Origin of the sequence: Borreliella burgdorferi B31 (genome assembly GCF_000008685.2) — a bacterium.
Lineage (GTDB): Bacteria > Spirochaetota > Spirochaetia > Borreliales > Borreliaceae > Borreliella > Borreliella burgdorferi.
Genome location: NC_001857.2, coordinates 1 through 24,463, shown reverse-complemented (window position 1 = coordinate 24,463; position 24,463 = coordinate 1). Strand labels below are relative to the sequence as shown.

Below are 24,463 nucleotides of genomic sequence, written 5' to 3'. Positions count from 1 at the left end.
AAGACAAGTTCTCACTAGAACTTGTCTTTAAAAAATCATATCTCAAATTTAAACATTTCCATAATTTTTCAAATTTTTCAATTCGTTGTTACTCTCGCTTTCAGTAAGCACTTTTTTAATTACTTTAAAAATCTCTTCATTGCATTTTACAGGTTTTTGAACACTCTCATCATTATCTTTTTTGTAAGGATCAGCACCAAATGCATCAACTACCTTTTGGAAAAATAAACTTAAAGCCTCCCCTTTGCTATTTTTAATTTTATAGCAAACATATTCTTTAAAGCCTAAAGATTGTTGCTCAGTGGGGCGTCGCTTTTTGCTTGCATCTACTGCTTTAGAAACAATGCTAGAAATATTGTCAAAAGAGCTTATAAATTCTTTTTGTCTGTTAACATCCTTAGAAAGCCAATCAAAAAATTCTTTATAAGATTTTTCGTACTCAGCTTTTAAAGCTTCTTCTCTACCATTAACACTCATTGCATCTTTTAAAAAGACTTTTAAAGACTCTAGCTTTTCAGCTTCTTCGGGAGTTAAAGAAATCTCTTTGGGAATCAAATCCTTAACTACATCGCTAACAACAAGAGGGATGCCATTCCCAGAATCAATTTCTGTAAGCGATTTAACATCGCCAAACTGCTTACAAGAAAACACCGCCAATAACATTAATAAAATACTTATCCTTTGCATCAAAACCTCCGCTAAAATAAGTCGTCATTATAGTTCATTTTTTAGCATTATCAAGAAATACAAAAAATCAATCTCTTTGTTTTATTCTTTAAAATTATTCTTTTTATCCCTTTTTATCCCTTAAGAACAAAAAAGAAATTAAAACTTAAATTTTTATTTCCTTTACAGGCCTAAACATATAAGTAAAGGTTAAAATTTTATTTGAAAAAAAACAAAGAGGGATATATATTTGTCTAATGTTATAAATCAACAATTCATTGAAAACTTCTTTAAAACTACAAATAGGGTCTTAAGGCCTTATTTGTAGTTTTAAAATAAAAAATGCGTCTTTTTAAGCCTTTTGCCTTAAATCTCCTTTTAATGAAAAACAACAAGCCTTTTGGGATTCCCAGCAGCAGAAATAAAATACTTTACAAAAATATTGCAATATAATTTGCTAATAAAAATTGAATATTTGAAATAAAAAAAGGATATTCAATCAGCTAAAGGAAGGTCATAAGGATATGATAATAAAAAAAAGAGGACTTTTAATACTGGGCATTGCTACTGTAATCTCGTGCTCAGCAATGTCTAAACCAAAAGATGATATTGTCTTTGGTGTTGGAATTGGAAACGAACCAACATCGCTTGATCCACAATTTTGCAGCGATAGGCTAGGTAATTTAATTATAAACGAACTATTTGTAGGGCTTTTAAGGGGTGACCCCAAAACGGGTGGATACAGGCCAGGACTTGCAAAAAATTGGGACATTTCTTACGACAACACCTGCTATACATTCCATTTAAGAGACGACATTTATTGGAGTGACGGCATTAAAATAACAGCAAGCACCATTAGAGATTCCTACATAATGGCCTTAGAAAATGAGCTTGATGTGCCACATATTAACCTATTAACATCAAAGATAAAAAATGCACAAGAATTTTACGAAACAAAATTAAATGCAGATGAAGTTGGAGTAAAGGTAATCAATGAGCAAACTTTAGAAATAACTCTCTCTCGCCCAGCAAGATATTTTCTTGACATGCTTACACACCCAATATTTATACCCATTCCTACGCACATTGTTAAAAAGTTTGGAAACAAATGGACAAGCTCAGAAAACATGGTTACAAGCGGGCCTTTCAAGCTAAAAAGAAGGATCTTAAACGAAGAAATATCTCTTGAAAAAAATGAAAAATTCTATGATGCTAAAAACGTTGCTATTAATGAGCTCATATTTGTTACTATAAACGACACCCGCAGAATTTACAGTATGTACGAGCACAACGAAATAGATGCTATTTTTAATAACATCCCCTTAAGCCTTATTAATGAGCTTATCTTAAGAGAAGATTTTTATTCAGCTGACATTAATCAAATTGGGTTTTTTTCACTAAACACAAATGTTAAACCTCTTAACAATGTAAAAGTAAGAGAAGCATTGGCTCTTGCGGTTGACAGAGAAACTCTAACTTACAGAGTTCTTGACAACAACTTTAAAGCAACAAGAAAAATAAGCCCTAATATTAACAACTATAATTATGGGAAAAAGCTTAAGCCATACAACCCGCGAAAAGCAGAAAAGCTCTTAGCCGAAGCTGGATATCCAGATGGTAAAAATTTTCCAACTCTTACAATAAAATACAATAAAAATGACCTTGAAAAAGAAGTTGCTAGTTTTATTCAAAGCCAATGGAAAAAAGTTTTAAATATTGATGTAGAAATTGAGCCTGAAACATGGGTCAACCACATATCAAATATTTTAAAAGGTCAATATGAGATCTCAGTAAGGTCCTGGCAAGGAGATTATTTAGATCCCATGGCATTCTTTAATATATTTGAAACTAAAAACTCACATTTTGCATCTTACGGATATTCAAATCCTGAACTTGATGAGCTTATAATAAAATCCGATCTTGAAGAGGATGAAAAACTAAGATTAGAAATATTAAAAAAGATAGAAGAAATAATTATTGAAAATGATTATCCAATAATTCCAATATACAGTGTTGCGGGAAACTATCTTTTTAAAAACGACAAATGGCTAGGGTGGAATACAAACAATTCAGAAAGATTTGCCCTATCAGAAATAAAACCTATAGAAGAATAACTGATTTTTAAACTTTTTCACAAATAGGGTCAAAATTTTGACCCTATTTATGAAAACTTATTTTTGAATTAGTGCTAAAGCACTCTCTTTTAAATAAATCAAATCATTTAAAACCTTATTAAAGTCAATGCTGTTACTAAGAATGCAACTACATATTTCTCTTAATTTTTCATCTATATCTGAATATTTTTGATTTAAAAGTTTCAACTCTGGCTGTGGATCAAGAACATCATAATTGCCTACACTTAACATTTTAAGCTTACTTAAAGTATTGCTGCTTTTTTCTACTAACCCGTGCTGTATTTTTAAAATCTCTAATATTTTGTTTAAAAGATTAATCTTTTGCTCACTAGATTCGCTAAAAAAATTGCCAACTTTAATCTCGCTGTAATTAGATATCCTGGAGCTTATTTTGTCAGTCAAGCTCTTAAATTTTCTTTGAATTTTTAAAATAGCATTTTCTCTTTCAGCTAAAGAAAGCTCAAAAAAACTTAAATCATATTTATTACAGTTATTTTCTTTCATACCAGAAAAATCATTTAAATAACAAGAAATTACAGCTACTGAAATGATATATACATAAATATATCTCTTCATGTATATTCTCCTAATGAAAATTTAATTTATTTCAAAAGTGCAAAATTATTTCAAATAACTAAAAAACATACAAATTTTTCATGAACCTATTATTCAATTTAAATATATTATTTAATATTAAAATTACTTAAAAATTCTTAATAAGTTTAATAAACTTAATTTTTTCTAGTTAATTTAAAGCTTTCTGTTTCTACGATATCGCTCTCTGGCTCTTAATTTAAGTTTTTCTCTGTTTTTCTGATAATACTCTCTGTTATAATCTGATGCTTTTTGCTTATTTTTGGCCAATAAACTTTTATTGCTCGACTTATTAAAAGAACTACAACTTAAAAGACATATTAAAAAAAAAAGAAGACCGGTAATTCTCATATTTCACTCCCCCAGAAATACATTTGAATAGATTGAAAAAATAAATCTTAAAAATGATTACACTAGGCAAATTTGACAAACTTAGCAAATTTTTCTAATGCTAATTTAATAAAATCTAATCAAAATTGATGTAAAATAAACTCTCTTTTAAAAAAAATTAGCTTAAATATTTCAAACTGAGCTTTTTTTCAAAGTCAAAATTATGCTTCCAAAAGCATTACAATTAAAAAAATCAAAGTTTGAGAACAAAAATATAGAAAAAATCTGTTTTTCATAATAGACTCCTTAGTGGTAAAATAATAAAAATTAAATTATAAATCATATCAATAATATTTTCCAAAAAAATAAACTTTAAAAAAAATTTTTCAAAATCTTTAAAAGATTGAATATTAATTTTATATTTTTTACAAAAATTTGCATTTTTTAATATAAAAATTTAATTGTTTTAAATATTTATTTAATATTTATTTAATATTTATTTAATATTTATTTAATATTTATTTAATATTGATTTAATATTGATTTAGCCTAAATTCAAGGCAAAAAAGAATTTTTAGCAAAATCAGCACAAAAGACAAAAACTTTTAAACAATTATTAATTACAATAAACTTAAATTGATAACTAAAAATTTAGATAAAATTATAAATATTTAAACCTGCCGAAATGAAATAATTTTTCTTTATAATTTAGCGTTAAAAGAAGATACGCATTTGCAAGAGAATCAAGCGCATCGTCTTTTGTTTTGCCATCTCCTTTGTAGCTGTAAATATCAGATATTACATTTTTACTTATTATTTTTAAAAATTCTATTTTGCGGCTTTCAAACAAAGGAATAAGCGCGCATATTCTTTTAAATTTATTGCTTAAAGGTTTTATTGGTGCAACTTTAAAATAGTGACTGCTTTTGTTTCTCAAGAAAAGAATTGTTTTAGTTAAAATTCCATCCCCCTTGGTACTGTCTCTCTCCTCAATGTAAACGGTATTTACATTGAAATTTTCTATTAAAACTTGAATGGAAGCAAGCATTAAACTATCACTTACTGGTTTTTGGTCTTGATAAATATATGCATAAAACTTCTCAAAAGTGCGCTCTAAAACACAAATAGCTGTATTGTCTCCACCCACTGAGAATGCAGGATCAATGTACATTATTGGGCTTTTAAATTCATAATCTTGATTGAAAATCATCTCATTAAATAGCGTAGATTCATTTAAAATCCACTCCCCGTAAAGCACACGAGCCCTATAGGCGGGAAAACGCCTGTAAAGTTTTTCCTGAGTTTGAATAAAATCTGCTGAATTTAAAGGATTGTCATAAGTTGTAAAATTATATGTCTTAAAAACATCTGTATTTTCAATATAATCGGTTTTAAAATAATGCGCAGGGCTTTCCGGATTTGTATCAAAAATAATAATTTCTTTACCCTTTCTAAGCCTTTTTATTACTTCAAGTAAAGTTTCTCTGTGAATTACTGTTGCTTCATTTACATAAATTATTGCACTATTGCCCCCACGAATCTTGGAAAAAGCATCTCTGTTTTTACCCCCGTAAATATTAAGCTTAAGACCTGCTATCTTACAAAAAGACTGCCCGCTTTTCTTTTTCTCGTAATCAATTCCCAGCAAGCTGCAAATTTTCTCTATTTGCTTTACAGTATTTGTCATCAACAAACCAATTGAGTTGCCTATAATAAAATTATTGGTATCTTGCTCATAAAAAGATTTGTTTTCAATAAGCTTTTTAACAAGCAAATATGAAGCTAAAAACGTCTTACCACTTGCAATCCCACCGCTAAATATTACTTTTGAATAATTGTTACTTTCTATGTCAAAAAGAACTTCCTTTTGCTTAGCAGTTAAGTATTTATTTTCAAAATCTTTAAAACAAATTTTGGTTGGTTTTGGCTTAATATAATCCAAAATGTTAATATTAAACTTATTTTTAAACTTTTTCTGAAGATTGAGAAACGCTAATGATCTTAAGAATTTCAAATTTTACTCCAATTTTAAATTCTTACTACTTAAAACAGATTTAAGCTTAACAAGAGTATCAAAATCCTCTCTCATGCAAATAGTAATAAGTTTTTTTTCAATCTCTTCTCTCTTTTTAATCCTATCAGCAAGCTCTCTTTCAAGGCTTTCTTGGCTTTTAAGCCCTCTTTTTTTATTGGCGCTAATCTCGCTTTGAAGTTTGCTAATTTTTAAATCCAAAATTAATACTTCCTTTTTTATTGCCGCTAAACTGAGATTTTTACATCTGTGGTGGGAATCAATAAAAGAACAAACTATCTCGTAAAATAACCTTTCAGCCTCATTTTTGGCATTTTCAAGCTCACAGGCCTTTTTTGTAGCAAGCAGCACTAAATTGTTAAAATTGTCCTCATTAAAAGACACTTTAGTAGTGCTTTCTTCTGCCAGGTCGCTAGAAAAAGAATTCTTTTTACAAACAGAATCACCGGATTTAAAATATTTATTTCGGGCTTTTGCTACAAAAGATTCACTAACACCTAAAATTTGAGCGATATCTAAATCTTTTAAACCTTTTTTAAATAAAAAAATATATTCTTCTTTTCTATTTTTAAATATCATTATTTTATTTTAATTAAGTTCTTTTAAAAACTCAATAAAAATTAATGTTTTTTACCGTGAGTAATTTAATTAAAGAGATCTATTTTTTAAATATAATAAAATTAATAAAAATAAGTGGTAAAAGGAGAAGGGAATATTTAAAACAAAATATATTCTGTTGCCAGCAATAACATTATTGTGTAATATGTATAGCGAGGTATTTACTCAAGAGCAAGAAACAAAAATCAAAAAAATCGTTGTTAACGAACAAAATGAAAGATTAAAACGCTTAATAAAAGCTTATGGAAAAATACATCTAGTAAAAGTTTAAAAGACATGACAATTAAAGTAAAAAACAAAATAGCCTCAGGAGCAAGCAAAAAAGGATACTTCTTTAAAGGCCTAAAGGGTATTTTTATGCCTTTTAAGCCTGCCAATCCTTATACTCCTAATTAAAAAAAATAAAGCAATATCAAAATAGTCAAAATACTTGAAAGAGAAGCCAATAAATTGCGGGAGCATGGCTTCTCTTTTATTTTTAAGACCTAATTATTTTAGATCTTTGATTCAATTTGCAAAATAACCAATTTGAAATATTTTGGCAAACTGGAAACAAGTCTTAAAATCACAAGCCAGATTGCATAGCAAGCTTGTAATTCCAAACAATGTTACTGCTATATTTGCATAAAACAAATTCACACTAACAATAAAAATAATAAAAATAAAACTTAAACTGATACGCTTTTAAAATAAAAGTTTTAAACTTTAGTACAAATCTAGGCATTATATTAACTTTTTACATCAACATACTAACTAATTTATTTTATTTTATTTTTCATAAAGTGGGCTAAAATTTAAATTTAACTAAATTTAATAGAAGGAGGAAAAAATGAAAATTGGAAAGCTAAATTCAATAGTTATAGCCTTGTTTTTTAAACTATTGGTCGCATGTAGTATTGGATTAGTAGAAAGAACAAATGCAGCTCTTGAATCGTCCTCTAAGGATTTAAAAAACAAAATTTTAAAAATAAAAAAAGAAGCCACGGGAAAAGGTGTACTTTTTGAAGCTTTTACAGGTCTTAAAACCGGTTCCAAGGTAACAAGTGGTGGACTAGCCTTAAGAGAAGCAAAAGTACAAGCCATTGTTGAAACAGGAAAGTTCCTTAAGATAATAGAAGAAGAAGCTTTAAAGCTTAAAGAAACTGGAAACAGTGGTCAATTCTTGGCTATGTTTGACTTAATGCTTGAGGTTGTAGAATCGCTAGAAGACGTTGGAATAATAGGCTTAAAAGCCCGTGTTTTAGAGGAATCTAAAAATAATCCTATAAACACAGCTGAAAGATTGCTTGCGGCTAAAGCTCAAATAGAAAATCAACTTAAAGTGGTTAAGGAAAAACAAAATATTGAAAATGGTGGAGAGAAAAAAAATAATAAAAGCAAAAAAAAGAAATAAATATTAAAAATATTGTCATTAGAATGGACTAAAAGTAAAATTTTTAGCTCGTCCTAATATTTACAATTTAATAATATTGGTTTATTGCTTTTACTAAAATACAAAAAAAGGATAATGTTATGATTAAATGTAATAATAAAACTTTTAACAATTTACTTAAACTAACTATACTTGTTAACCTACTTATATCATGTGGACTAACAGGAGCAACAAAAATTAGATTAGAACGAAGCGCTAAAGACATTACAGATGAAATAGATGCAATTAAAAAAGACGCTGCTCTTAAGGGCGTAAATTTTGATGCCTTTAAAGATAAAAAAACGGGTAGTGGGGTATCAGAAAATCCATTCATACTTGAAGCAAAAGTGCGAGCTACTACAGTAGCGGAAAAATTCGTAATAGCAATAGAAGAGGAAGCTACTAAACTCAAAGAAACTGGAAGTAGTGGTGAATTTTCAGCAATGTATGATTTAATGTTTGAAGTCTCAAAACCATTACAAAAATTGGGAATACAAGAGATGACAAAAACAGTCTCAGATGCAGCTGAAGAGAATCCTCCAACTACAGCTCAAGGAGTGCTTGAAATTGCAAAAAAAATGAGAGAAAAATTACAAAGGGTTCATACAAAAAACTACTGCACCCTTAAAAAGAAGGAAAATTCTACTTTTACTGATGAAAAATGCAAAAATAACTAATAAACAACATTTTTATAATCAATTAAAAACAATACCCAACCAAATCCATCTGGTTGGGTTTGGGCTTATAATTTAAATGTTAGCTTGCAATTAAAATCAACAAATATTAAACTCTTCGCCCGATAATCAAGACATAAAATAAGTTAAAGTTACAACAATTCACCTAAAAGACTTAGAATTTAAAATGACATTAATCTTTTCAAACAAAATAATTAAATATCCTTTTTGATGTTATTTGGAATTTCTTTCCTTTAGACTTTAAATCAAGACTGTCGTAAAGCACCTTATTATTATCCATTACAAGAAAATGCACAAAAACCTGATCTTTCACCTTAATCTCTGTTATTTCAAACTCTCTGCCGGCTTTAGGCAAATAAAGTGGACTCTCGTATCTAACCTTGGAAAATATTTTATAACAACTAAGAATTTTACATGGATTTAAAATATAACAATCCTTTCTAATGTAGCCTAATTCCAAAAACCGCTGATAATTTAAATTAACGTCTTTTGCTGTAAAATCAAACCCCGTTAAAACAAATATCCAATAGTGCAAAGACAAAAAATAACATCCGGACTTTTGAACGTCTTTAAACAATTCTGCATTGCTTTGTAATATTTTCTCAATAAACATTTTTAAATACACAATTTTTAAATATAATTTTTAAATAATTAAACATTCCCGACCAATTTTTATCTAAACTTTAGAATCTAAAAGCTTAATAAGAAAACATTTGGGTTTAAGAATCTTTAATATTGTTAGAACCAAGCCACTCAAAACCATTGTTTTAATGGCAAAAGTTTCAATTAAAAGTTTGTAGTATTCTTTCCTTTTGATCTTATTAAGCCTTTTCATCTTAACCCCTAATATAAGTTTTTTACTAATACTATAGTATAAAAAAATTTATGTTTTGTAAATACTTTTCTAAATTTTTCCAAAATTACTGTTAAAAAATAAAAACTTCAAATCAAAAGTTAAAGGGTTTATTGGGGATTCTTTTAAAAGAATCCCCAATAAACCCTTTAAGGTAACAGGTCCTTATATTAAGAGCGACACATTGCGTGTCAGTCTGTACCTATAAAGTATACACTAACTTTTCAAGTTTTGCAAATAAATATTTCATTTTCGTTTATTTCTTAAAGTTTCAAATTCTTTAATTATTTTTAATAAAAAATCTTTTTCCTTAAAAAAAATTTTCTCTAAAAGAAAGCTTGTAAGCTTGGGATTTTTTTTATAAAAAGAATAAGCTTCTTCCTTTTTAAGCTGAAATCTTAGTGGTTTTATTGGGTTTTGATTAGATTTTTTTAAACTTGGACTTTCTTTTGTTTTAAGAAGACAAATTGTATCATTGATTCCGTTTTTAACTACATACTTTTCTTCAATAAGCCCTTCTTCTATTGCTGTTGCAATTTTAAGATACTTATAAGTTTGAGTTCTGGCAAGTCTATAGTCTTTTGCAAAATCATCAAAACTGGAATAATTGTCAAGTTTATAATATTCTTTATCTTTAATTTCTTTTAAAACCTTCATTGCTTCTATTTTGCAATAAATTTCTTTTTGAAAATTAATGTTTAATTTTTCTTTAAGTTTATTATAATGAACAAGTGCTTGCTCTTCTTCTCTAACGCTTTCAGATAAATTTCTTTTATTTATCTTTATCTCCACTTATAATCCTCCTTTACAGCTTGAGTACACTTAGTGTACGTAACTTGATTTATTTAAAAACGCAGTAAGCGTGTTTTGGTACTCTATTATGTAATCCTTCGTCAAATCAAATCTATCATTTTTTGCTATTCTTTTGTTTAAATCTTCTCTCTCAGATATTGTGCCTAAGAAATTATTGTTTTTTTCTAAAACCTTTAAAAGTTCTCTGTGCGTGTTGTTTCTTTTAAATTTAGTATTAATTAAATACATTGGCAAAGTTAATAATAACTTGTTCATAAAAAAAGTAAATAAATCTAAACTTTCAACAGCCCATTTCTCTGCTGTTATTGGTATTATTATGTAATTGCTACATACAAGGGCATTTGTTAGGGTAAAATCTAAGCTGGGATTTGTATCAAGTATTATATAATCGTAATGATTACTTAATAACTTTAGCTGTTCTTTTAATTTAAATTCTTTATATGGAATAGATTCTGAATTGAATTTATGTAATGTTAAATAACTTGGAATTAAATCCAGATTTTTGTTAATTGTGATTAATGCATTATCTATGTGTAAATTTGATATTAATACCTCATATATATTTCTATTTATTAAATCTATATTATTGTCCTTAATTTTATTAAAAAAATAGCTTGTTGTTGAAGCTTGGGTATCAATGTCTATTAAAAGAACCTTGCATTTGATTGAAAGCAATGTGGCAAAAATTAAACTTGTTGTGCTCTTGCCAACACCACCCTTTATGCTTGCGATTGTTATTACTTTTGTCTCTTTTTTATCCATTCAGGAATAATTCCCCCTTTTGACAATTTTTTGCTATAAAAAGCGTAGAGTTCAGTTTCTAGTTCTAAAATAATATTTAATAGTGTGTTGTAATAGGGGCTGTTTACCCTATCCTTTTTAAGTAAAATATGAAGACCGTTTAAATAACAAAAAACAGAACCTTTTTTAAACCTAAATTCAATGTATTCACATTTTCTAAGAGTGTAAGTTTCTTTCTTGTTGAAATTCTTTACAATAAATGCTTTGTCAAGTTTTCTTATTCCGTAATAAATTCCCATAAATTCATCATCTTCTCTTACAGAGAATAAATGAAACATGCTTATGTCTTCTATGTTAAAGATTCCCCTTAAAGAAATGAAAAATTTCGTAGGTTCATTCTTGCTTATTCCAAATGTATAAAAGTCATTAAAGATTTTAGTATGGTATATCTTTCTACCCTTAACCTCCTCAATCTTAGAAAAAACGGTAGCCTTTTTTCCTTTTTTGGCCTTTGGCTTGTTGTCTGCGTCCAATTTTAACTCTTTTTGCTTTTGCTTTAGTCGTTCAAGTAAAGCCGTCATTTTTTTCCTTTTTCCTTAATAGTAAAGCCAAGCTGTACATTTTCTCCCTAGCTCACTATTTTAATCAAATTATTATAGTAGGAATTGTCAAATACCTTACTATATTTAAGATCAGGCTCATTCTCAATGAATTTTTTTAAAGTAGGAATTAGCTTATCATTATCTACTTTATGCCTCAACTGTTCTAATAATATACTAAAAATGTTGTTTTTTATACTTTTTTGTCTTACCATTTTATCTTGGATTTTGGGGATCTCTGTTTTTGCTCTTTTTACGAGCTTTTCTAAATCTGGATATTTTTTGTGTTCTATTATGAAATGTGGTTTTATTTTGTAAATTTCGTATGTTTTGCCAAAAAACTTTTCAAGATCTTCTTTTTTATATTGTTCTTTTTCTAATTCTTTTATTTTTTCTTCAAGTATTTTTTTTAGAATTTCGTTTTTGTTTTTATATTTTTTTTCCGGTTCTTTTATTTTATGTATTATTCTTTTATATCCACTGTTTCTGAAAAATTTGCACAGATATCCTGGGTTGTTTATATTTTCTTTTATTACATTTGATATGTGCTTTTCAATCTTTTTAGGATCTATTTCTTTTAGGTCATTTTCAATGTGTTTTAGGTTTCTTAAATGATAGATTTTAGTGCTGTTTGTTGTTTTCAAATTCATTATTAAAGCCGGAATTTCTGTTTTGAAGTTACATTTACTTAAATATTTTTTTATTATTTCATTATTTGTTGTTTTTTTGGAATTTTTGTGTATATTTCTATATTCTTTATATTTATATATATTATTAGTATTATTAATACACTCCCATTTAACACTACTATTTATTTGATTAAATTTTTTTATTCTTTGCGTAAATTCGTTAATTTTATTTATTATTTTTTCTTTAAAGTATGTGTTAATTATCAAATAGCATTTTTCTTTTTCGTATTTAAGTTTATAATAAGTTTCACTTCCAGAATTTTTTCCCAAATGTTTACAGTAGTTTAGCGTGACTTTAAATTTTTTCTCTAGTATGTATAAATAGTTTTGTAGTGTTTTGAGCTTTATGAGTTTTTGTTTATTTCTTTCAAGGTTTTTATTTAGTAAATAAAGTATGTTTTTTTGTGTGTATTTTTTAAAGTTTAAGTTGATAAAGTTAAGGGTAGAGATTAATACAATCAAGTTGTGTTGGAAGTTCATTGTGGTTTTTTTTACTCTTTTTGTAGTGTTTGGTGATTTCTTTTTTAATGTTTTCAATTTTATACTCCTAATATAAGTAGTTTCTTTAATTATAATTTAATTAATAGTACAGTTTCTTAAAAAAGTAAAGTATTTTTATATAAAAAATAAAAAAAAGTATATTTAATACATATTTGTTAAATATACTTTACAAAAGTAAGTTTTTGTAATAAAATATAATAAATAATAAACTTATATTAGGAGTAAATTATTTTTACGCTTTAATTTTTATTTAAAATAGTGAGCTTATTAGCGATGGGTTTAATTTTATTAAGAATTTAGATTATTTTATTTATTTATCCTTCATTCAAGAGTTGGGCTTGGGTGAAGGAATTATCCCCATTAATTTTATTAAATTTTATGCATTCAGTGTATTAGCGCTTTTTATTTTGATTTTAAAGACTTAAAGGTTAAGGACCTAAATAGCTTGACTTATGCATTATTGTATTTTCTCTTTTTAAAAAGAGAAAAAGCCTCCTAAGAGACTTTTTCCAGAAGTAACAAATTGAAAAATATATAAATTCAATTTTTAGGTTGTAATAAACCCTTCCTACACTAGCTGATGCCTTGTAGGGGGGTTTACTTATATATTATTTTAAAGCGTTTTTAAGCTCTGAAAGATTTTTAATTTCACTTGCTGATCCTTCTAGGCTGGTTCCAGCTGTGTTGTATTGTTGTACTGTAATTGTACCATCTGTTAAGAACACCAAATCTTTAGTTTTTTTGCTGTCAGCACTAATTGTTAAAGTGCTAGTACTGTCTTCCCATTTACCTGTTTTTTTGTTAGAACCTGCAGTGTCATTCAAAAAGACTTTTACTTTTCCATCTTTTTCAATTTCTCTTTTTAGAGTAACAGTACCTTCTTTAATTTCCACTGTTGTTTTTCCGCCTACAAGACTTCCTTCAAGCTTAATGCTATTTTTTAGAGTTTCTACTGCTTTTGTAGCATTGTCAGCATCTGTTATTTGTGAGTATTCAAGTGTAGTTCCGTTTGATCTTGTTAATTTCTTTGAGTCTAATTTATTAGCTTTGAGAGTTTCCTCTGTTATTGACCCCTGTTTTTTAGTAACTTTACTTGAAATTTTTTGGTTGCTGGCATCAAATGCTTCTAAGGTTACTGTGTTTAAATCAGCAGAAACTGTTAATTTTACTTTACTCTTGTCAGGCTTTGAACCTTCAAGGGTTCCAGAACCATTGTTTTTATCGGAAGTTCCTTTAAGTTCAACCTGATCAATTGTTGCTCTTAAATCATATTTGCCGGAGCTATTTTTTTCTTTGCTTACAAAAATTTTATTACCATTAAACAAAGACACTGAGTCTTCTGTCACCGCAGGAAGGTCTTGTTTAGCGTTTTGATGTGATTTTTTACTAGAGTCTTCAAGGTTTAGATCATTTTCTTTTTGAGAACCAATTGACTCAGCACCTTTTTGTGCACATCCTATTAAAGCTAACGCTAAAGCAAATCCTATTAATAATCTCATAAATTCTCCTTATTTTAAAGCGTTTTTAATTTCATCAAGTTTTGTAATTTCAACTGCTGACCCCTCTAATTTGGTGCCATTTGAGTCGTATTGTTGTACTGTAATTGTGTTTTCTTTTGTAAACACAAGGTCTTTAGTTTTTTTACTGTTTACAGTAATTGTTAAAGTTGAAGTGCCTGAATTCCAAGCTGCAGTTTTTTTAGTAGCAGCACTACTGTCAGTGTCATTAAGTTCAACTGAAACTTCCCCAGATTTTGAAATATTTTTGCTTAAAGTAACAGTTCCTTCTTTAACCACCAATGTTGTTTTTTCAGCAGTTAGAGTTCCTTCAAGAACATAGCCTTTTAAAACCTCTTTAGCTTTTCCAGATCCATCGCTTTTAATTCCTGTGTATTCAAGTCTGGTTCCGTCTGCTCTTGTTATTATTTTTTCAGATACTTCACCTTTTTCATTGAATTTTTCTTCTGTTGATGACTTGTCTTTGGAAGTTACTTTTTTTGATACTAGTGTTTTGCCATCTTCTTTGAAAACTTCAAGTGTGGTTTGACCTAGATCGTCAGAAATTGTTAATTTTACTTTACTTTTGTCAGCTTTTACGCCTTCAAGTACTCCAGATCCATTGTTTTTATCAGAAGTTCCTTTAAGCTCAAGCTTGTCTACTGTTGCAATTAGATCGTACTTGCCGTCTTTGTTTTTTTCTTTGCTTACAAGAACTTTCATTTCACCAGGCAAATCTACTGAAACGCTGTTTTTCTCGTCAAGGCTGCTAACATTTTGCTTACATGCTATTAAGGCTAATATTAGACCTATTCCCAATAAATATTTTTTCATAATATATTCTCCTTTTATATTAATATAACTTAATACAAGTATAATTATATTATAAGATTAACAAATAACAAATAGAAAATTGAAAAAAAATAAAATGATAATAACTTCAATTAAGTTTGGTTTTAATTAAGTTTGGTTCTAATTAAGCTTAGATTTAATGTAGATTTTTTATTTAAAAAAAGTCCCAGTTTTGGGACTTTCAGGAAAAAGAAAAGTTAAATGTCTTTTAAAGTATTAAGGTATATTTTTTGAGTATTTTTTGTAAATCTGCATTGCAATTGGTTTTATTTTGTCAATGTGATTTTTTAAAGCAGCAATGTTTGTCTTGATTGATTTTAGAGTCTGATCTTTTTTTAATTTGCTGGTATCAAAAAGCGTAAATTCAGGATAATTTTTGTTATTTACTTTTTGTTTAGTCTTCACAAGAAATGTTTGTAAATACATAATATAGCTTGAAAGATGCGCTTCGTATAAGCTTAAAGCCTTTAGTGTTGACTCTTGTGGGGATGATGGTTCTTCTGGAAGGCTTGCTATTGTAGAGCATGAAAAAATTATAAGACTGTTTAATAAAAACAAAAAGGGGAAATTTTTAATTTGCAATTTTATCTCCTTTATTTTCTTTTAAGTTTTGGGCTTTGCTGTTAGCAGTGCTTGTATTTTCTGGAAACTCTTTTATTTGTTCTTGGAGTGCTTGAGTTTTGATTGACATTAGTTCATTTCTCTCTTCTCTTAAATGTTCAATGATGCTTGCATCTCTCTCATCATTAATGCTTGATATAAGTTGAGTAATCTTATTATTAACATTTTTAATTTCATTTAATATTTTTAATGATTCTTCTTTCTCAAGGGTTGTGATTTTGTCTTTGTAGATGCTCATTATTAGATTGTAAAGATTAAGCCCCAAATATATACCCTTTTCTACTTTGACTTCTGTTGGAGAATCGCTACTTTTTAGAAAATCATATAAATTATTTAAAGCGTCAATGCCAGAGTTGATATTCATTTTATTGTTCATTTTTTTTCCTTTTTATTTATATTTTTTAAGAGTTTTTGAATAAGCAAAATTAAATTTTCTCTAAACTGTGGTTTTATTGCCAAAATCATCGGCATTATTACCAGCACAATAAATCCTCCTAAGATAATTAGTTTTGTATTGTCAATTGTTGACAAAAAAATAAGTATTGTATCCATAAATGTCTCCTTTTATTTATTTTTATACTTTGTTTAGTATTGGCATTTCTTCTCCCGTGCTTAGTTTGCCCGATCCAACGTAGTACCAGCCATTGTAAATTGGTGTTTTAAGTGTGGGCATGTTTTGAGAAGAAAATGAAGCTATTAAAATTTTTGCAGAGCTTTTTTCAAATTGAAGGTAAAATTGTTTATTGTGATCTTCTGTTGAGCTTGAATACCTGATTTCTGCATCTATTTGTAAATAAATGTAATTGTCTTTGTATGATTCGTTTATTACAATTGATGTGCTACTTCTGTTTTTAAGTGCAACGGTTGTAGCTTTATTTTTATATTGAAATTCTATTATTCTAGCATCATCAACTATTGTGTGTAGCCCCCCAAAGTCGTATGGTTTTCCTTGCCACCAAATAGGAATCTCTACAATTTGCGGAATTCCGTTTTTATAGCAGCTTACAAGTTGTTCAGTTTTTGTATCAAGAGTATGTTTGGGTATTAATTTAAAAGAGTTTTTAAATTTATCTGTAAAATCGTTTATTTGTACGCACCCCGTTAGGTCGCTTTTAAGCTCATTTATTTCAGATTTTTCTGCAAGAAATTCTTTTAAACTTTCAATCAAGATTTCAAATTGAATAAGTTCAATATCTTTTGTTTCTGAGTTGTAAATTGAAATTTTGTTTGAAGATGGCTTTGTGTTTGTGTGCTTTAAGCTCTCAATAAGTGTAGATTTAACTTTTCTAAAAACAGTATCAAAATCTATGTTTTCAAGTGGTGTGCTTAGCTTTAAAAGCTTTGAGATTACTTTAATGTAAATGTTTTTTATATATTCTTTGTTTTCTAAAAGTTCCTTGCTAATTACGTCTTTTATTGCTTTTTTAAAGCATCCAAATTCGTTGTTATAAAATGTATCGTTTTGTATTTGTTCTAGGAGATGTTTGTATGTGATTGCGCAAGTATCTTCTACTATGTCATCAATAGGAATAAGGTCGCTTTGATTAACTTTTGTTTTTCTGTTTAAGTCTTTTATTTGTACGCTTTCTTGTGGTTCGTTGGTATTCATAAATTCTCCTTTTAAATTTCTTTAAGTTTTAAATTGTGTTTACACGCTAGTAAGCAGAAGGTCAAAAAAAATGATCTGCTGTGCTAAATTTTTTTGTTCTTGTGCCTTTTATTTCTATTTGTTTTTTGTCTATGATTTTAACTATTCTTCCTATGGGAATTAATATTTTAATAAACTCATATACTGAGTTTTTGTAATCTTTGGGCATATAGTTAGAAGTTAGAGCTTTTTTAAATCCCGCGTGCTTAGCAGTTATTTTTTTTAGCTTGTTTTGATTTTTTGCTGCAATATTAAATTCAATGGGGGACTTAATGTTTCCAAGCAATTTTATTATTATTTCGCCTGGAGCGTCTTCGTTTGAACTGACTTCTACATTTGCGTGTAAAAAGGCTTTAAAGAGCACAATAAAGCTCTCATCAGTGCCAATGGACTTTATTGCAAAAATAATAGCATCTAAAGAGTTAACAAGATTTTTGTTAAGCTCTTTTTTAAAGTGAAATGCATTAAATATTGAAAGCATTAGCAATGCAATGTATTTAGAGTTAATGCTATTTTTAACATTAATTGTGTTAAAGTTTTCAAGCAGCTCTTTTAACTCTCTTAGTATCTCTTTTTTGTAATCAAGCTCATTGCAAATGAATTTTTCAATTTGGGTATTTTCTAAAAATTTTGGTATCTCTTTATTCATTTTTATTCTCTGTTAATAAGAAGCCTTTTGTTTGTATTAAAAATAATAATTTCATCCTCTTTGGTGTTTTCGTCTTTATTAAATGTGAAATCGCTATCACTAAGTTGTGTGATTTTTTTTGTCTCATCATTTTTAATGCAAATTCCGATTTTAAGCTCTTTTATTCCCCGAATAATGCTAACTGGTGCAAGAAAGTCTTGATACCTAAGAGATGTTCCCATTTCAATGTATTTGTCAGTTAATATTTTGTTGTAAATGTCTCTAATTTGAGTATCTATTTCTTTGTAGATTGCGTCTTTTGCTTCTGTTTTGTAGACTACTTTAAGATATGCATATTTCTTCTTGCCTAAGCTGAATTTGTATGTTTTTTTTTGGTTGTGCTTGTTTAAAAACTCAATCTCAATGTCGCCTTTAAAAACTGTTCCGCTTGGCGCTGTATAGTAGATTGCTTGCCAAATATTTTGTTTAGTTTCAATTTTGATTTGTTTTTTTTCTTGGTCTTGAAAGCAATCGTCTTGTAGTATTAAGTAGAGGTTGATTGTTCCAGGCCCACTTAAAATATTTATATGCTTAACTCCTTCAACATTTAGCAGAGCTTTTCTTATTGCTTCGTAAGTTGAGCTTTTGGGCGTGCTTAAGTCCTCTTTTAGTGCATTAAAGTAGCTTCCATTTTCTTTTATTTTAGAAAAAAGTTCTTTTAAGACTTCTGATATTTGTTTGTCAATGCTTGAACTTGGAAAGTTTATTATGTCGTAAATTGAATTGTCTTTAATGTTTATACCGTATTTTGTTCTCAGTATATGTTTTTTTTCATTTTGAATTTCTTCTATTGTTTTTTCCAATATTCCCAAGTTTTTATCAAAAATTATACTCATATTTTAAAATCCATTTTTAAATTGTCTTTTCCTAAAAAGAAAAAATTTATTGTTATTGTTTTGTTTTTAATGCTTGGCCTTACGTTGATAAGGTCTATTTTGAGTTCTTTTGAAAGGTTTAAAAAAAAATTTTTAATAGATTCTAGTTTATTGGCTTTGCAAAGTTTAAAGTAAAAGCTGTAGTCAAGCCCATAATTTGGATTTTCTTTTAAACTGCCTTTTGGTGTCTTAAGGTAAAAAAATAAACGCTGTTTTTGTTCTTCAATGTTTTCTATTAATTTAAGATCGTTGTTAAATACTATATTAAATTTTTCATCAATTTTAATTTCCATTTTTAACTACCAAAGTCATTTTAACATATTTTATTCGATATTACTATAAAGTTTTACAAAATGTTTATTATTTTAAATGTTGAGATATATTATAATTTATATTTTTTTTAAAAAATTTTATTTAATTTTTAAAATTTAAATATTTACATAATAGTAATGTGTGTGGGAGACGTATGAAAAATATTTTATTATTTGTTATTTTATTATTCTTTTCTTGTAAAGAATTTAATTATTCTGATCTTAGGAGAAGGCCTTCAAAGGTTTTAAATGCTTCTAATGGTGCATCAAATAAAGAACTTAAAATTTCTTTTGTAGATTCTTTAAATGATGATCAAAAAGAAGCTTTGTTTTTTCTTGAACAGGTAGTTCTTGATAGCAATCCCGACAAGTTTAATCAAATTTTTAATTTAAATGAAGAGAAGGTAAAAGAAATGCTTGTTACTGTTGTTAAGTGTTTAAAGGCCAAAAGAAAGGCTAAAATGGCTCTTGAGAGCTCAAATGTTGCAAATGTTGCCAATGCTAAACAGCAATTGCTACAGGTTGAAAAAACTTACATAGATAATTTGCGACAATCTTTTATGACTACTAAAAACATTGAAGAGGCTTGTAATCTTGTAAAAAATTATGATGCATCTGCTTCGTTTTAACTTTTTTATTTTTAATTCATCCTTAGATTAGCTCTTAAGCTTAAGAGTTAATCTTTCCGTTTGTGCTTGTTTTTGTTTTTTTATTGTAAATATGTCTAGATTTGAAAATTTAAATTTTTGTAATTTAGATTGATGTTAATGATTTTAATTTATCTGTGTAATTTTAGATTATTAAATAATGCAGATTATTAATACTTTTTTGCTTTAAAAGGCATTATTAGGTTAATTTAGGCTTAAAACTTTATTTAAGCTATTTTAAATTGTTTTTTTATTTAAAAAAACAATTTATTAAGGCAGCTGCAAGCCTAATTCCTTTTATAGTAAGAAATAGTGCAATACATACATTTAGTGTATGTAAAGTGAGCTATATTTTTATTTAAACCAATAATTAAATAGAGGTAATTTAATTTATGAATAAAATAGGAATTGCATTTATTATTAGCTTTCTGTTGTTTGTTAATTGTAAGGGCAAATCTTTAGAAGAAGATTTAAAAAGCACCACTTCTAACAATAAGCAAAATTTAATAAGCAATGAAAAAAAGTCTCTAAATTCTAAGAACAATAGGCTTAAAGATTCTCGGTTAAGTAATTTTGAAAGCAAAAAAAATGACCAGACATTAAAAAAATCCAAAGACTTTAAAAAGGATTTACAAACTTTAAGAAATTCAAAAAATTTAATGCCTAAAGACTTGGATCAGTCGAGTAATGATTTTGAAAATTTAGACAATTCTGAGTCTTTGCAAGAAGCTTCTTCAAAGCACAATATTGGCAAGTCAAGATACGGTAAAGCTTTGCTGAAAAATGATCACGATGAGATTTGGATTCCCCATTTAAACTTGGAAGAAGACAAAAATTTTGAGTTTTTCAAGAAATCTTTGCAAAACGATGAGAATAGATATGCTCTTGGTGGGTGGCTTTTAAACAATGATGAGGTGTTAGTAAAATACAGATACAGCGAAAAAGATGTTAATCAGTTTTTAATTGATATAGGAAAAAAGCGGTGGGGAGATTTGTCTTCTAAAATGAGCACCTTGGTGCGATTGATTGGAAATTATTCCGACAAAAGTGACAGAGAAGATGAAATTTCTCTTCTGGATATGAATTTGTGTCAACAATTTTATCTAACCAAGATTAATGCTGGTGGTTCAAGCGCAGACATTCTTGTTGCTCTTGAAAAAACAATCGATCAACAAATTAGCGGTGTTAGCAAAGAACTTCTTGAATTAAAAAATTTTTCTCTTACTACAAAGTCAGAGCTTGATTGGTATTTAAATTGGAAGCGCAATTTAACAGACGAAGAAGAAGAGACTTTGCAATGTTGCAGGGTTTTGTTGGGCGGAGAATTGGATTTTGAAAATCTTGACGATTTGTTTAAAAGGCTTGGAAAGGAATATTCTAGGTTGATATTAAGAAAGTTAGAAGAAATAACATTAAATTACGATGTTAATAGGTTTTTAAAAGAAATGGAGAAATCACGTAAATCTTTCAAACAAGCATTAGGTTCTATTAGGAATAAAAGCAAAAGAGTAGTGATTTTTAAGGTTAGAAATTCTCTTTTGGAAATTTTTAAACTTTATTACAACAATATTGGCAGGAATAAAAAACTTTATGATTATATAAATCGCATGTTAAACAGCTTGATAAAAGAGATTAGCAGGCGTTAAAGTTTTTATTTTGATTTTTTTGTTAATTGCTCTACATTTTCTTCTAATAATCTAATTTAAAAACTTTAAATATTAGATAGAATTTTAAAAGTTTAAAAGGGGGAGCATTTTGAAAAGAGTCATTGTATCCTTTGTGGTTTTAATCCTAGGGTGTAATTTAGATGATAATTCAAAAATGGAGAGAAAGGGTAGTAATAAGCTTATTAGAGAAAGTGGATCAGATAGGCGGGGTCAAGAAAATAGAGCCTTGGGGGCGATGAATTTTGGGCTTTTTTCTGGAGATTCTGGTGTAGTTTATGATTTGCAAAATTATGAAACTTTAAAAGCTCTTGAAAATAAAAATAAATTTATTGATTACTCTAAAATAGAGTTTTTAGAAGGAACAAAATCAATAAATGCTTTTATTTGGGCAGTTTCTGTTCGTTGGATAAAAATTAAAGCCAGAGATTTGTTTGGGGAGTGTGGAGATTTTATTAAAGAGCTTAAGGGCATTAAGTATTCTTATCTTGTTTCTCCTGTTGATGGAAGCTATATTTCTTATGCCATGCCTATAATAGTTTTTGAAACTACTAGAGAGAGTGATCCGCTTTATTCTGTTTCTGGGTTTAAATTAATAAGCAAGGGAAATGATATAAATTTTAATGAAAATAAAAGCGGATTTTGGGGAAGACTTCCAATGTCTGAAAAATCAGTTGAATCTGGGCTTGTAACCGCATATCCTTTTGGTTCTAGCGATGCTAAAAAAGTGATTGAAGCTTTTGCTTCTCTTTATAATAATGGAACTTGGAGTGATATGATTGCCGAGATTACTATTAAGTCAAAGCAATATCCAAAAAATGAAAAAGTTTACAGAATTACGCTTGATTCTCAGCTTTTTAATGTTGCTATGAAAAAAATAATTGAAAAATATCCTAAAATAAAAAGTGCAAGTTTTGCATTTAATTCGTTAATTAACTAAAAAAATATTTTAAAAGCTAGCAGTTTAAAACCACTAGCTTTTTAAATTAATTATAAATTTCAGACTTGGATTTGCTATATAGTGTCTTTAAGTTTATTAAGTGTGGTTTTGGAATCTGCTTGATTAAAAATTCCATCAAATCCGCTAGCAAGTATGCTTTTGTAAGTATTTAGCTCTTCTGGATCTTTTTCTTTTTTATCTTTATTTTCTTTAATTTTCGCAAGCAGATCTTTTATTTCATCTTCTTTTAGCTCTGATAGAAATTTTTGTACAGATTCTTCTATTTTGCTTTCGTCTCCACCGCTATTTTTAAAATGTAAGCCAATATTTGGATCTACTAGTTTTTCTTTTAATAAGTTTGTTAAAAATGTTAGTGTTTCTTTTTCCGTGTTGTTTAAGTTTAATCTGCTTACTAATTTTTCTAAAGGTGTTGCTTTGCTGAATTCAATTCTATCTTCATCAACTAGGTTTGATTTGGCTTGCGATTTTTCATCTAGATCGTTGTTTGGCTCGGCATCATTACTTTTGTTTTTGCAATTAAGCATAAATGCTAATATTATAAATACAATAATCGTTTTTTTCAAAATAGTCTCCTTAAAAAGTATTTTAATTATTATTAATTAGTAATTATAGCATTTTAATAATATGTTTAGAACATTTTAATTTAATAATTGTTATTATTAATTATTAAAAATATTGTACTAATTTAGCATTAAAAATAATTTCTTTATTAGGCTCAATATTGCGTTTAAGATTTGCAATGTTTAGTATTCAGGAGGCGGGGTTTAACGATATTTTAAGTGCATTTGATAAGCCAACAGAGAAAGCATTGGTGCGAATACTTTCTCTGTTGCCAAATTGATTTTTAATTTTAATTAGATTATAAAAATTATTATCTATTATTAATTTAATAACTTTTTTTAAACGATAATTGGAATCCGTTTATTCCAAGATCAAAATTGGGCTCAAAGCCTGCAAGTTCAGCGCTGAGTCTTTTTTTAAGATTTTCATTGTGCCGATTTGCGAATGTAAATGGAATAATAAGTGAAACTGTGTAGGATGTTAAAACCATGCTTGCTCCTACCCCTATTAATATGTATCCGGTTAATTGTGTTTCTCGGTGATTAAGAATAATTCCAGTTCCCCAAAGGATTGCTCCTAATAAATTAAATCCAAGCACTGAGCCTCCACCAATATAATCCCCTTGGACAAAGGATCCTATTCCAAAGGGCAAAAATAAATTTAAAAGGAATGGCCCTATTGGATTTTTTTTCTCTTTATCATATTTGTTAAAACTTTCAATGCCTTTTTCAATTCTATTTTGTGTGTCTTTTGTGGCAAAGATTTGAATTGTCAACCCAAAAATTAATATTAATGTGAAAATTTTTTTCATGTTTTTATTATCTCCTAATGGTAAGTTTTGACAAGTAAAATATTAGCGCAATTTATAATAAATTAATATTAATTTATTGCAAGCAAATAAAGTTTGGATTGAGCTCGTTTGCTTGCAATAATAGATATTTAAAAATATGTAAGATCTTAAGAAGATAAATTAAAAGTAAAAGAAGACTTTTTAAAAGTTTAATCTAGCTTTGAAAAGCAAGTTTTCAAAGTGAGCCATATAATTAATTCGAAATTCTTTTGTGAGAATAATACTATCTGCTAGTTATCCATGTTATTTAAGATTCTTTTGATCTTTGATTGTCTTAAAGCTTCGAATTTTATTTATTTCTTATTGAGCTTGGATTAATCTTTAATTTATCTCTTCTTAAAATCTTTTAAGACCATTTATTAATGGCATTAAGCTTTTATAATGTTTTTATACTTTAACTTTCTAATTTGTTTTTATGTTTATATAATTTTAAATTATTAATTCAAATTAATGTTTACAATTTTTTTAAAAAAAAGTTCTTTGATAATGTAGTAATTTTTATTTTTGTATTAAAAATAAAAATTGTATTATGATTGGCATGGGCTTCCGTATTTTATATTAATATTCTTTAATTCTAGAAGATAATTTATTAGTATACTAATAAATTATCTT

Annotated in this window: 28 protein-coding genes; 7 read left to right on the top strand and 21 right to left on the bottom strand. The window is 27.7% G+C overall.

What is annotated here, in order from left to right:
- Positions 1–48: 48 nt before the first annotated feature.
- Positions 49–687 carry an Mlp family lipoprotein gene (locus BB_RS05250; RefSeq protein WP_010890385.1) on the bottom strand — a complete coding sequence of 213 codons (639 nt, stop codon included), beginning with the start codon at positions 685–687 and terminating at the stop codon, positions 49–51.
- 503 nt (positions 688–1,190) lie between these two features.
- On the opposite strand from BB_RS05250, the gene BB_RS05245 reads away from it, so the two are divergent.
- Positions 1,191–2,780 carry a peptide ABC transporter substrate-binding protein gene (locus BB_RS05245; RefSeq protein WP_010890384.1) on the top strand — a complete coding sequence of 530 codons (1,590 nt, stop codon included), beginning with the start codon at positions 1,191–1,193 and terminating at the stop codon, positions 2,778–2,780.
- Between the two features lie 57 nt (positions 2,781–2,837).
- Here BB_RS05245 and BB_RS05240 read toward each other — a convergent pair whose 3' ends face one another.
- The 3 genes from BB_RS05240 to BB_RS05230 form a co-directional block, all read right to left on the bottom strand.
- Positions 2,838–3,377, bottom strand: a complete 540-nt coding sequence (locus tag BB_RS05240) for a lipoprotein (RefSeq protein ID WP_010890383.1) — start codon at positions 3,375–3,377, stop codon at positions 2,838–2,840.
- A 1,009-nt stretch (positions 3,378–4,386) separates the two neighbouring features.
- The gene (locus tag BB_RS05235) at positions 4,387–5,739 is read right to left on the bottom strand and encodes a PBSX family phage terminase large subunit (protein ID WP_010258365.1); all 1,353 of its coding nucleotides are present in this window, start codon (positions 5,737–5,739) and stop codon (positions 4,387–4,389) included.
- Between the two features lie 3 nt (positions 5,740–5,742).
- Entirely contained in the window at positions 5,743–6,336 is a 594-nt protein-coding gene (locus tag BB_RS05230; protein ID WP_010890382.1) for a helix-turn-helix domain-containing protein, read from the bottom strand.
- Between the two features lie 184 nt (positions 6,337–6,520).
- On the opposite strand from BB_RS05230, the gene BB_RS07950 reads away from it, so the two are divergent.
- The 3 genes from BB_RS07950 (at position 6,521) to dbpA (ending at position 8,463) form a co-directional block, all read left to right on the top strand.
- Positions 6,521–6,646, top strand: a complete 126-nt coding sequence (locus tag BB_RS07950; RefSeq protein WP_010258358.1) for a hypothetical protein — start codon at positions 6,521–6,523, stop codon at positions 6,644–6,646.
- Positions 6,647–7,204: 558 nt separating this feature from the next.
- Positions 7,205–7,768: a decorin-binding protein DbpB gene (gene dbpB, locus BB_RS05220; protein ID WP_010890381.1), complete on the top strand. Its 564-nt coding sequence runs from the start codon at positions 7,205–7,207 to the stop codon at positions 7,766–7,768.
- Between the two features lie 119 nt (positions 7,769–7,887).
- The gene (gene dbpA / locus BB_RS05215; RefSeq protein ID WP_010890380.1) at positions 7,888–8,463 is read left to right on the top strand and encodes a decorin-binding protein DbpA; all 576 of its coding nucleotides are present in this window, start codon (positions 7,888–7,890) and stop codon (positions 8,461–8,463) included.
- Positions 8,464–8,662: 199 nt separating this feature from the next.
- On the opposite strand, the gene BB_RS05210 is transcribed toward dbpA, so the two are convergent.
- From BB_RS05210 to BB_RS05145, 15 genes are all read right to left on the bottom strand, one after another.
- Complete coding sequence (locus tag BB_RS05210) at positions 8,663–9,094, bottom strand: DUF261 domain-containing protein (RefSeq protein WP_010259081.1); 432 nt, start codon at positions 9,092–9,094, stop codon at positions 8,663–8,665.
- Between the two features lie 63 nt (positions 9,095–9,157).
- Entirely contained in the window at positions 9,158–9,316 is a 159-nt protein-coding gene (locus BB_RS07755; RefSeq protein WP_010259080.1) for a hypothetical protein, read from the bottom strand.
- A 264-nt stretch (positions 9,317–9,580) separates the two neighbouring features.
- Positions 9,581–10,126 carry a chromosome replication/partitioning protein gene (locus tag BB_RS05205; RefSeq protein ID WP_010258133.1) on the bottom strand — a complete coding sequence of 182 codons (546 nt, stop codon included), beginning with the start codon at positions 10,124–10,126 and terminating at the stop codon, positions 9,581–9,583.
- 30 nt (positions 10,127–10,156) lie between these two features.
- On the bottom strand, positions 10,157–10,909 hold the full coding sequence (locus BB_RS05200) for a ParA family protein (protein ID WP_010258131.1): 753 nt from the start codon (positions 10,907–10,909) through the stop codon (positions 10,157–10,159).
- Positions 10,885–11,469 carry a DUF226 domain-containing protein gene (locus BB_RS05195; RefSeq protein ID WP_010258127.1) on the bottom strand — a complete coding sequence of 195 codons (585 nt, stop codon included), beginning with the start codon at positions 11,467–11,469 and terminating at the stop codon, positions 10,885–10,887. The genes BB_RS05200 and BB_RS05195 overlap by 25 nt, the downstream gene beginning before the upstream one ends.
- Before the next feature lie 47 nt (positions 11,470–11,516).
- A complete protein-coding gene (locus BB_RS05190; protein WP_012622799.1) occupies positions 11,517–12,713 on the bottom strand; it encodes a plasmid maintenance protein in 1,197 nt (398 codons plus the stop codon).
- Between the two features lie 572 nt (positions 12,714–13,285).
- Positions 13,286–14,176 (bottom strand): outer surface lipoprotein OspB, encoded by an 891-nt coding sequence (gene ospB, locus BB_RS05185; protein WP_010890379.1) that lies wholly within the window; start codon positions 14,174–14,176, stop codon positions 13,286–13,288.
- A 9-nt stretch (positions 14,177–14,185) separates the two neighbouring features.
- A complete protein-coding gene (ospA, locus tag BB_RS05180; protein WP_010890378.1) occupies positions 14,186–15,007 on the bottom strand; it encodes an outer surface lipoprotein OspA in 822 nt (273 codons plus the stop codon).
- Between the two features lie 234 nt (positions 15,008–15,241).
- Entirely contained in the window at positions 15,242–15,607 is a 366-nt protein-coding gene (locus BB_RS05175) for a BBA14 family lipoprotein (RefSeq protein ID WP_010258119.1), read from the bottom strand.
- Positions 15,597–16,022 carry a BlyB family putative holin accessory protein gene (locus BB_RS05170; RefSeq protein ID WP_010258117.1) on the bottom strand — a complete coding sequence of 142 codons (426 nt, stop codon included), beginning with the start codon at positions 16,020–16,022 and terminating at the stop codon, positions 15,597–15,599. Before BB_RS05170 ends, BB_RS05175 begins: the two co-directional genes overlap by 11 nt.
- Complete coding sequence (locus tag BB_RS05165) at positions 16,019–16,198, bottom strand: BlyA family holin (protein WP_010258115.1); 180 nt, start codon at positions 16,196–16,198, stop codon at positions 16,019–16,021. The genes BB_RS05170 and BB_RS05165 overlap by 4 nt, the downstream gene beginning before the upstream one ends.
- A 22-nt stretch (positions 16,199–16,220) precedes the next feature.
- Positions 16,221–17,255: a DUF685 domain-containing protein gene (locus BB_RS05160; protein WP_010258113.1), complete on the bottom strand. Its 1,035-nt coding sequence runs from the start codon at positions 17,253–17,255 to the stop codon at positions 16,221–16,223.
- Positions 17,256–17,316: 61 nt separating this feature from the next.
- Positions 17,317–17,943, bottom strand: a complete 627-nt coding sequence (locus BB_RS05155; protein WP_010258110.1) for a DUF735 family protein — start codon at positions 17,941–17,943, stop codon at positions 17,317–17,319.
- Positions 17,944–17,945: 2 nt separating this feature from the next.
- Complete coding sequence (locus BB_RS05150) at positions 17,946–18,818, bottom strand: DUF276 domain-containing protein (RefSeq protein WP_010258108.1); 873 nt, start codon at positions 18,816–18,818, stop codon at positions 17,946–17,948.
- Positions 18,815–19,150, bottom strand: coding sequence for a contractile injection system sheath initiator (locus BB_RS05145; RefSeq protein ID WP_010890377.1), 336 nt, complete (start codon positions 19,148–19,150; stop codon positions 18,815–18,817). The genes BB_RS05150 and BB_RS05145 overlap by 4 nt, the downstream gene beginning before the upstream one ends.
- A 173-nt stretch (positions 19,151–19,323) precedes the next feature.
- Between BB_RS05145 and BB_RS05140 the strand changes: the two genes are divergently transcribed.
- The 3 genes from BB_RS05140 to BB_RS05130 all read left to right on the top strand — a co-directional run bounded on the left by BB_RS05140 (position 19,324) and on the right by BB_RS05130 (position 22,419).
- The gene (locus tag BB_RS05140; protein WP_010890376.1) at positions 19,324–19,797 is read left to right on the top strand and encodes a BBA07 family lipoprotein; all 474 of its coding nucleotides are present in this window, start codon (positions 19,324–19,326) and stop codon (positions 19,795–19,797) included.
- A gap of 410 nt (positions 19,798–20,207) precedes the next feature.
- Positions 20,208–21,461, top strand: a complete 1,254-nt coding sequence (locus BB_RS05135; RefSeq protein WP_010258562.1) for a hypothetical protein — start codon at positions 20,208–20,210, stop codon at positions 21,459–21,461.
- Positions 21,462–21,570: 109 nt separating this feature from the next.
- Complete coding sequence (locus tag BB_RS05130) at positions 21,571–22,419, top strand: S2/P23 family protein (protein WP_010890375.1); 849 nt, start codon at positions 21,571–21,573, stop codon at positions 22,417–22,419.
- Between the two features lie 74 nt (positions 22,420–22,493).
- Here BB_RS05130 and BB_RS05125 read toward each other — a convergent pair whose 3' ends face one another.
- Both BB_RS05125 and BB_RS05120 read right to left on the bottom strand, forming a co-directional pair.
- Entirely contained in the window at positions 22,494–23,003 is a 510-nt protein-coding gene (locus tag BB_RS05125; protein WP_010258570.1) for a BBA03 family outer surface lipoprotein, read from the bottom strand.
- A gap of 323 nt (positions 23,004–23,326) precedes the next feature.
- Complete coding sequence (locus BB_RS05120) at positions 23,327–23,812, bottom strand: P13 family porin (protein ID WP_010258574.1); 486 nt, start codon at positions 23,810–23,812, stop codon at positions 23,327–23,329.
- Positions 23,813–24,463 lie beyond the last annotated feature (651 nt).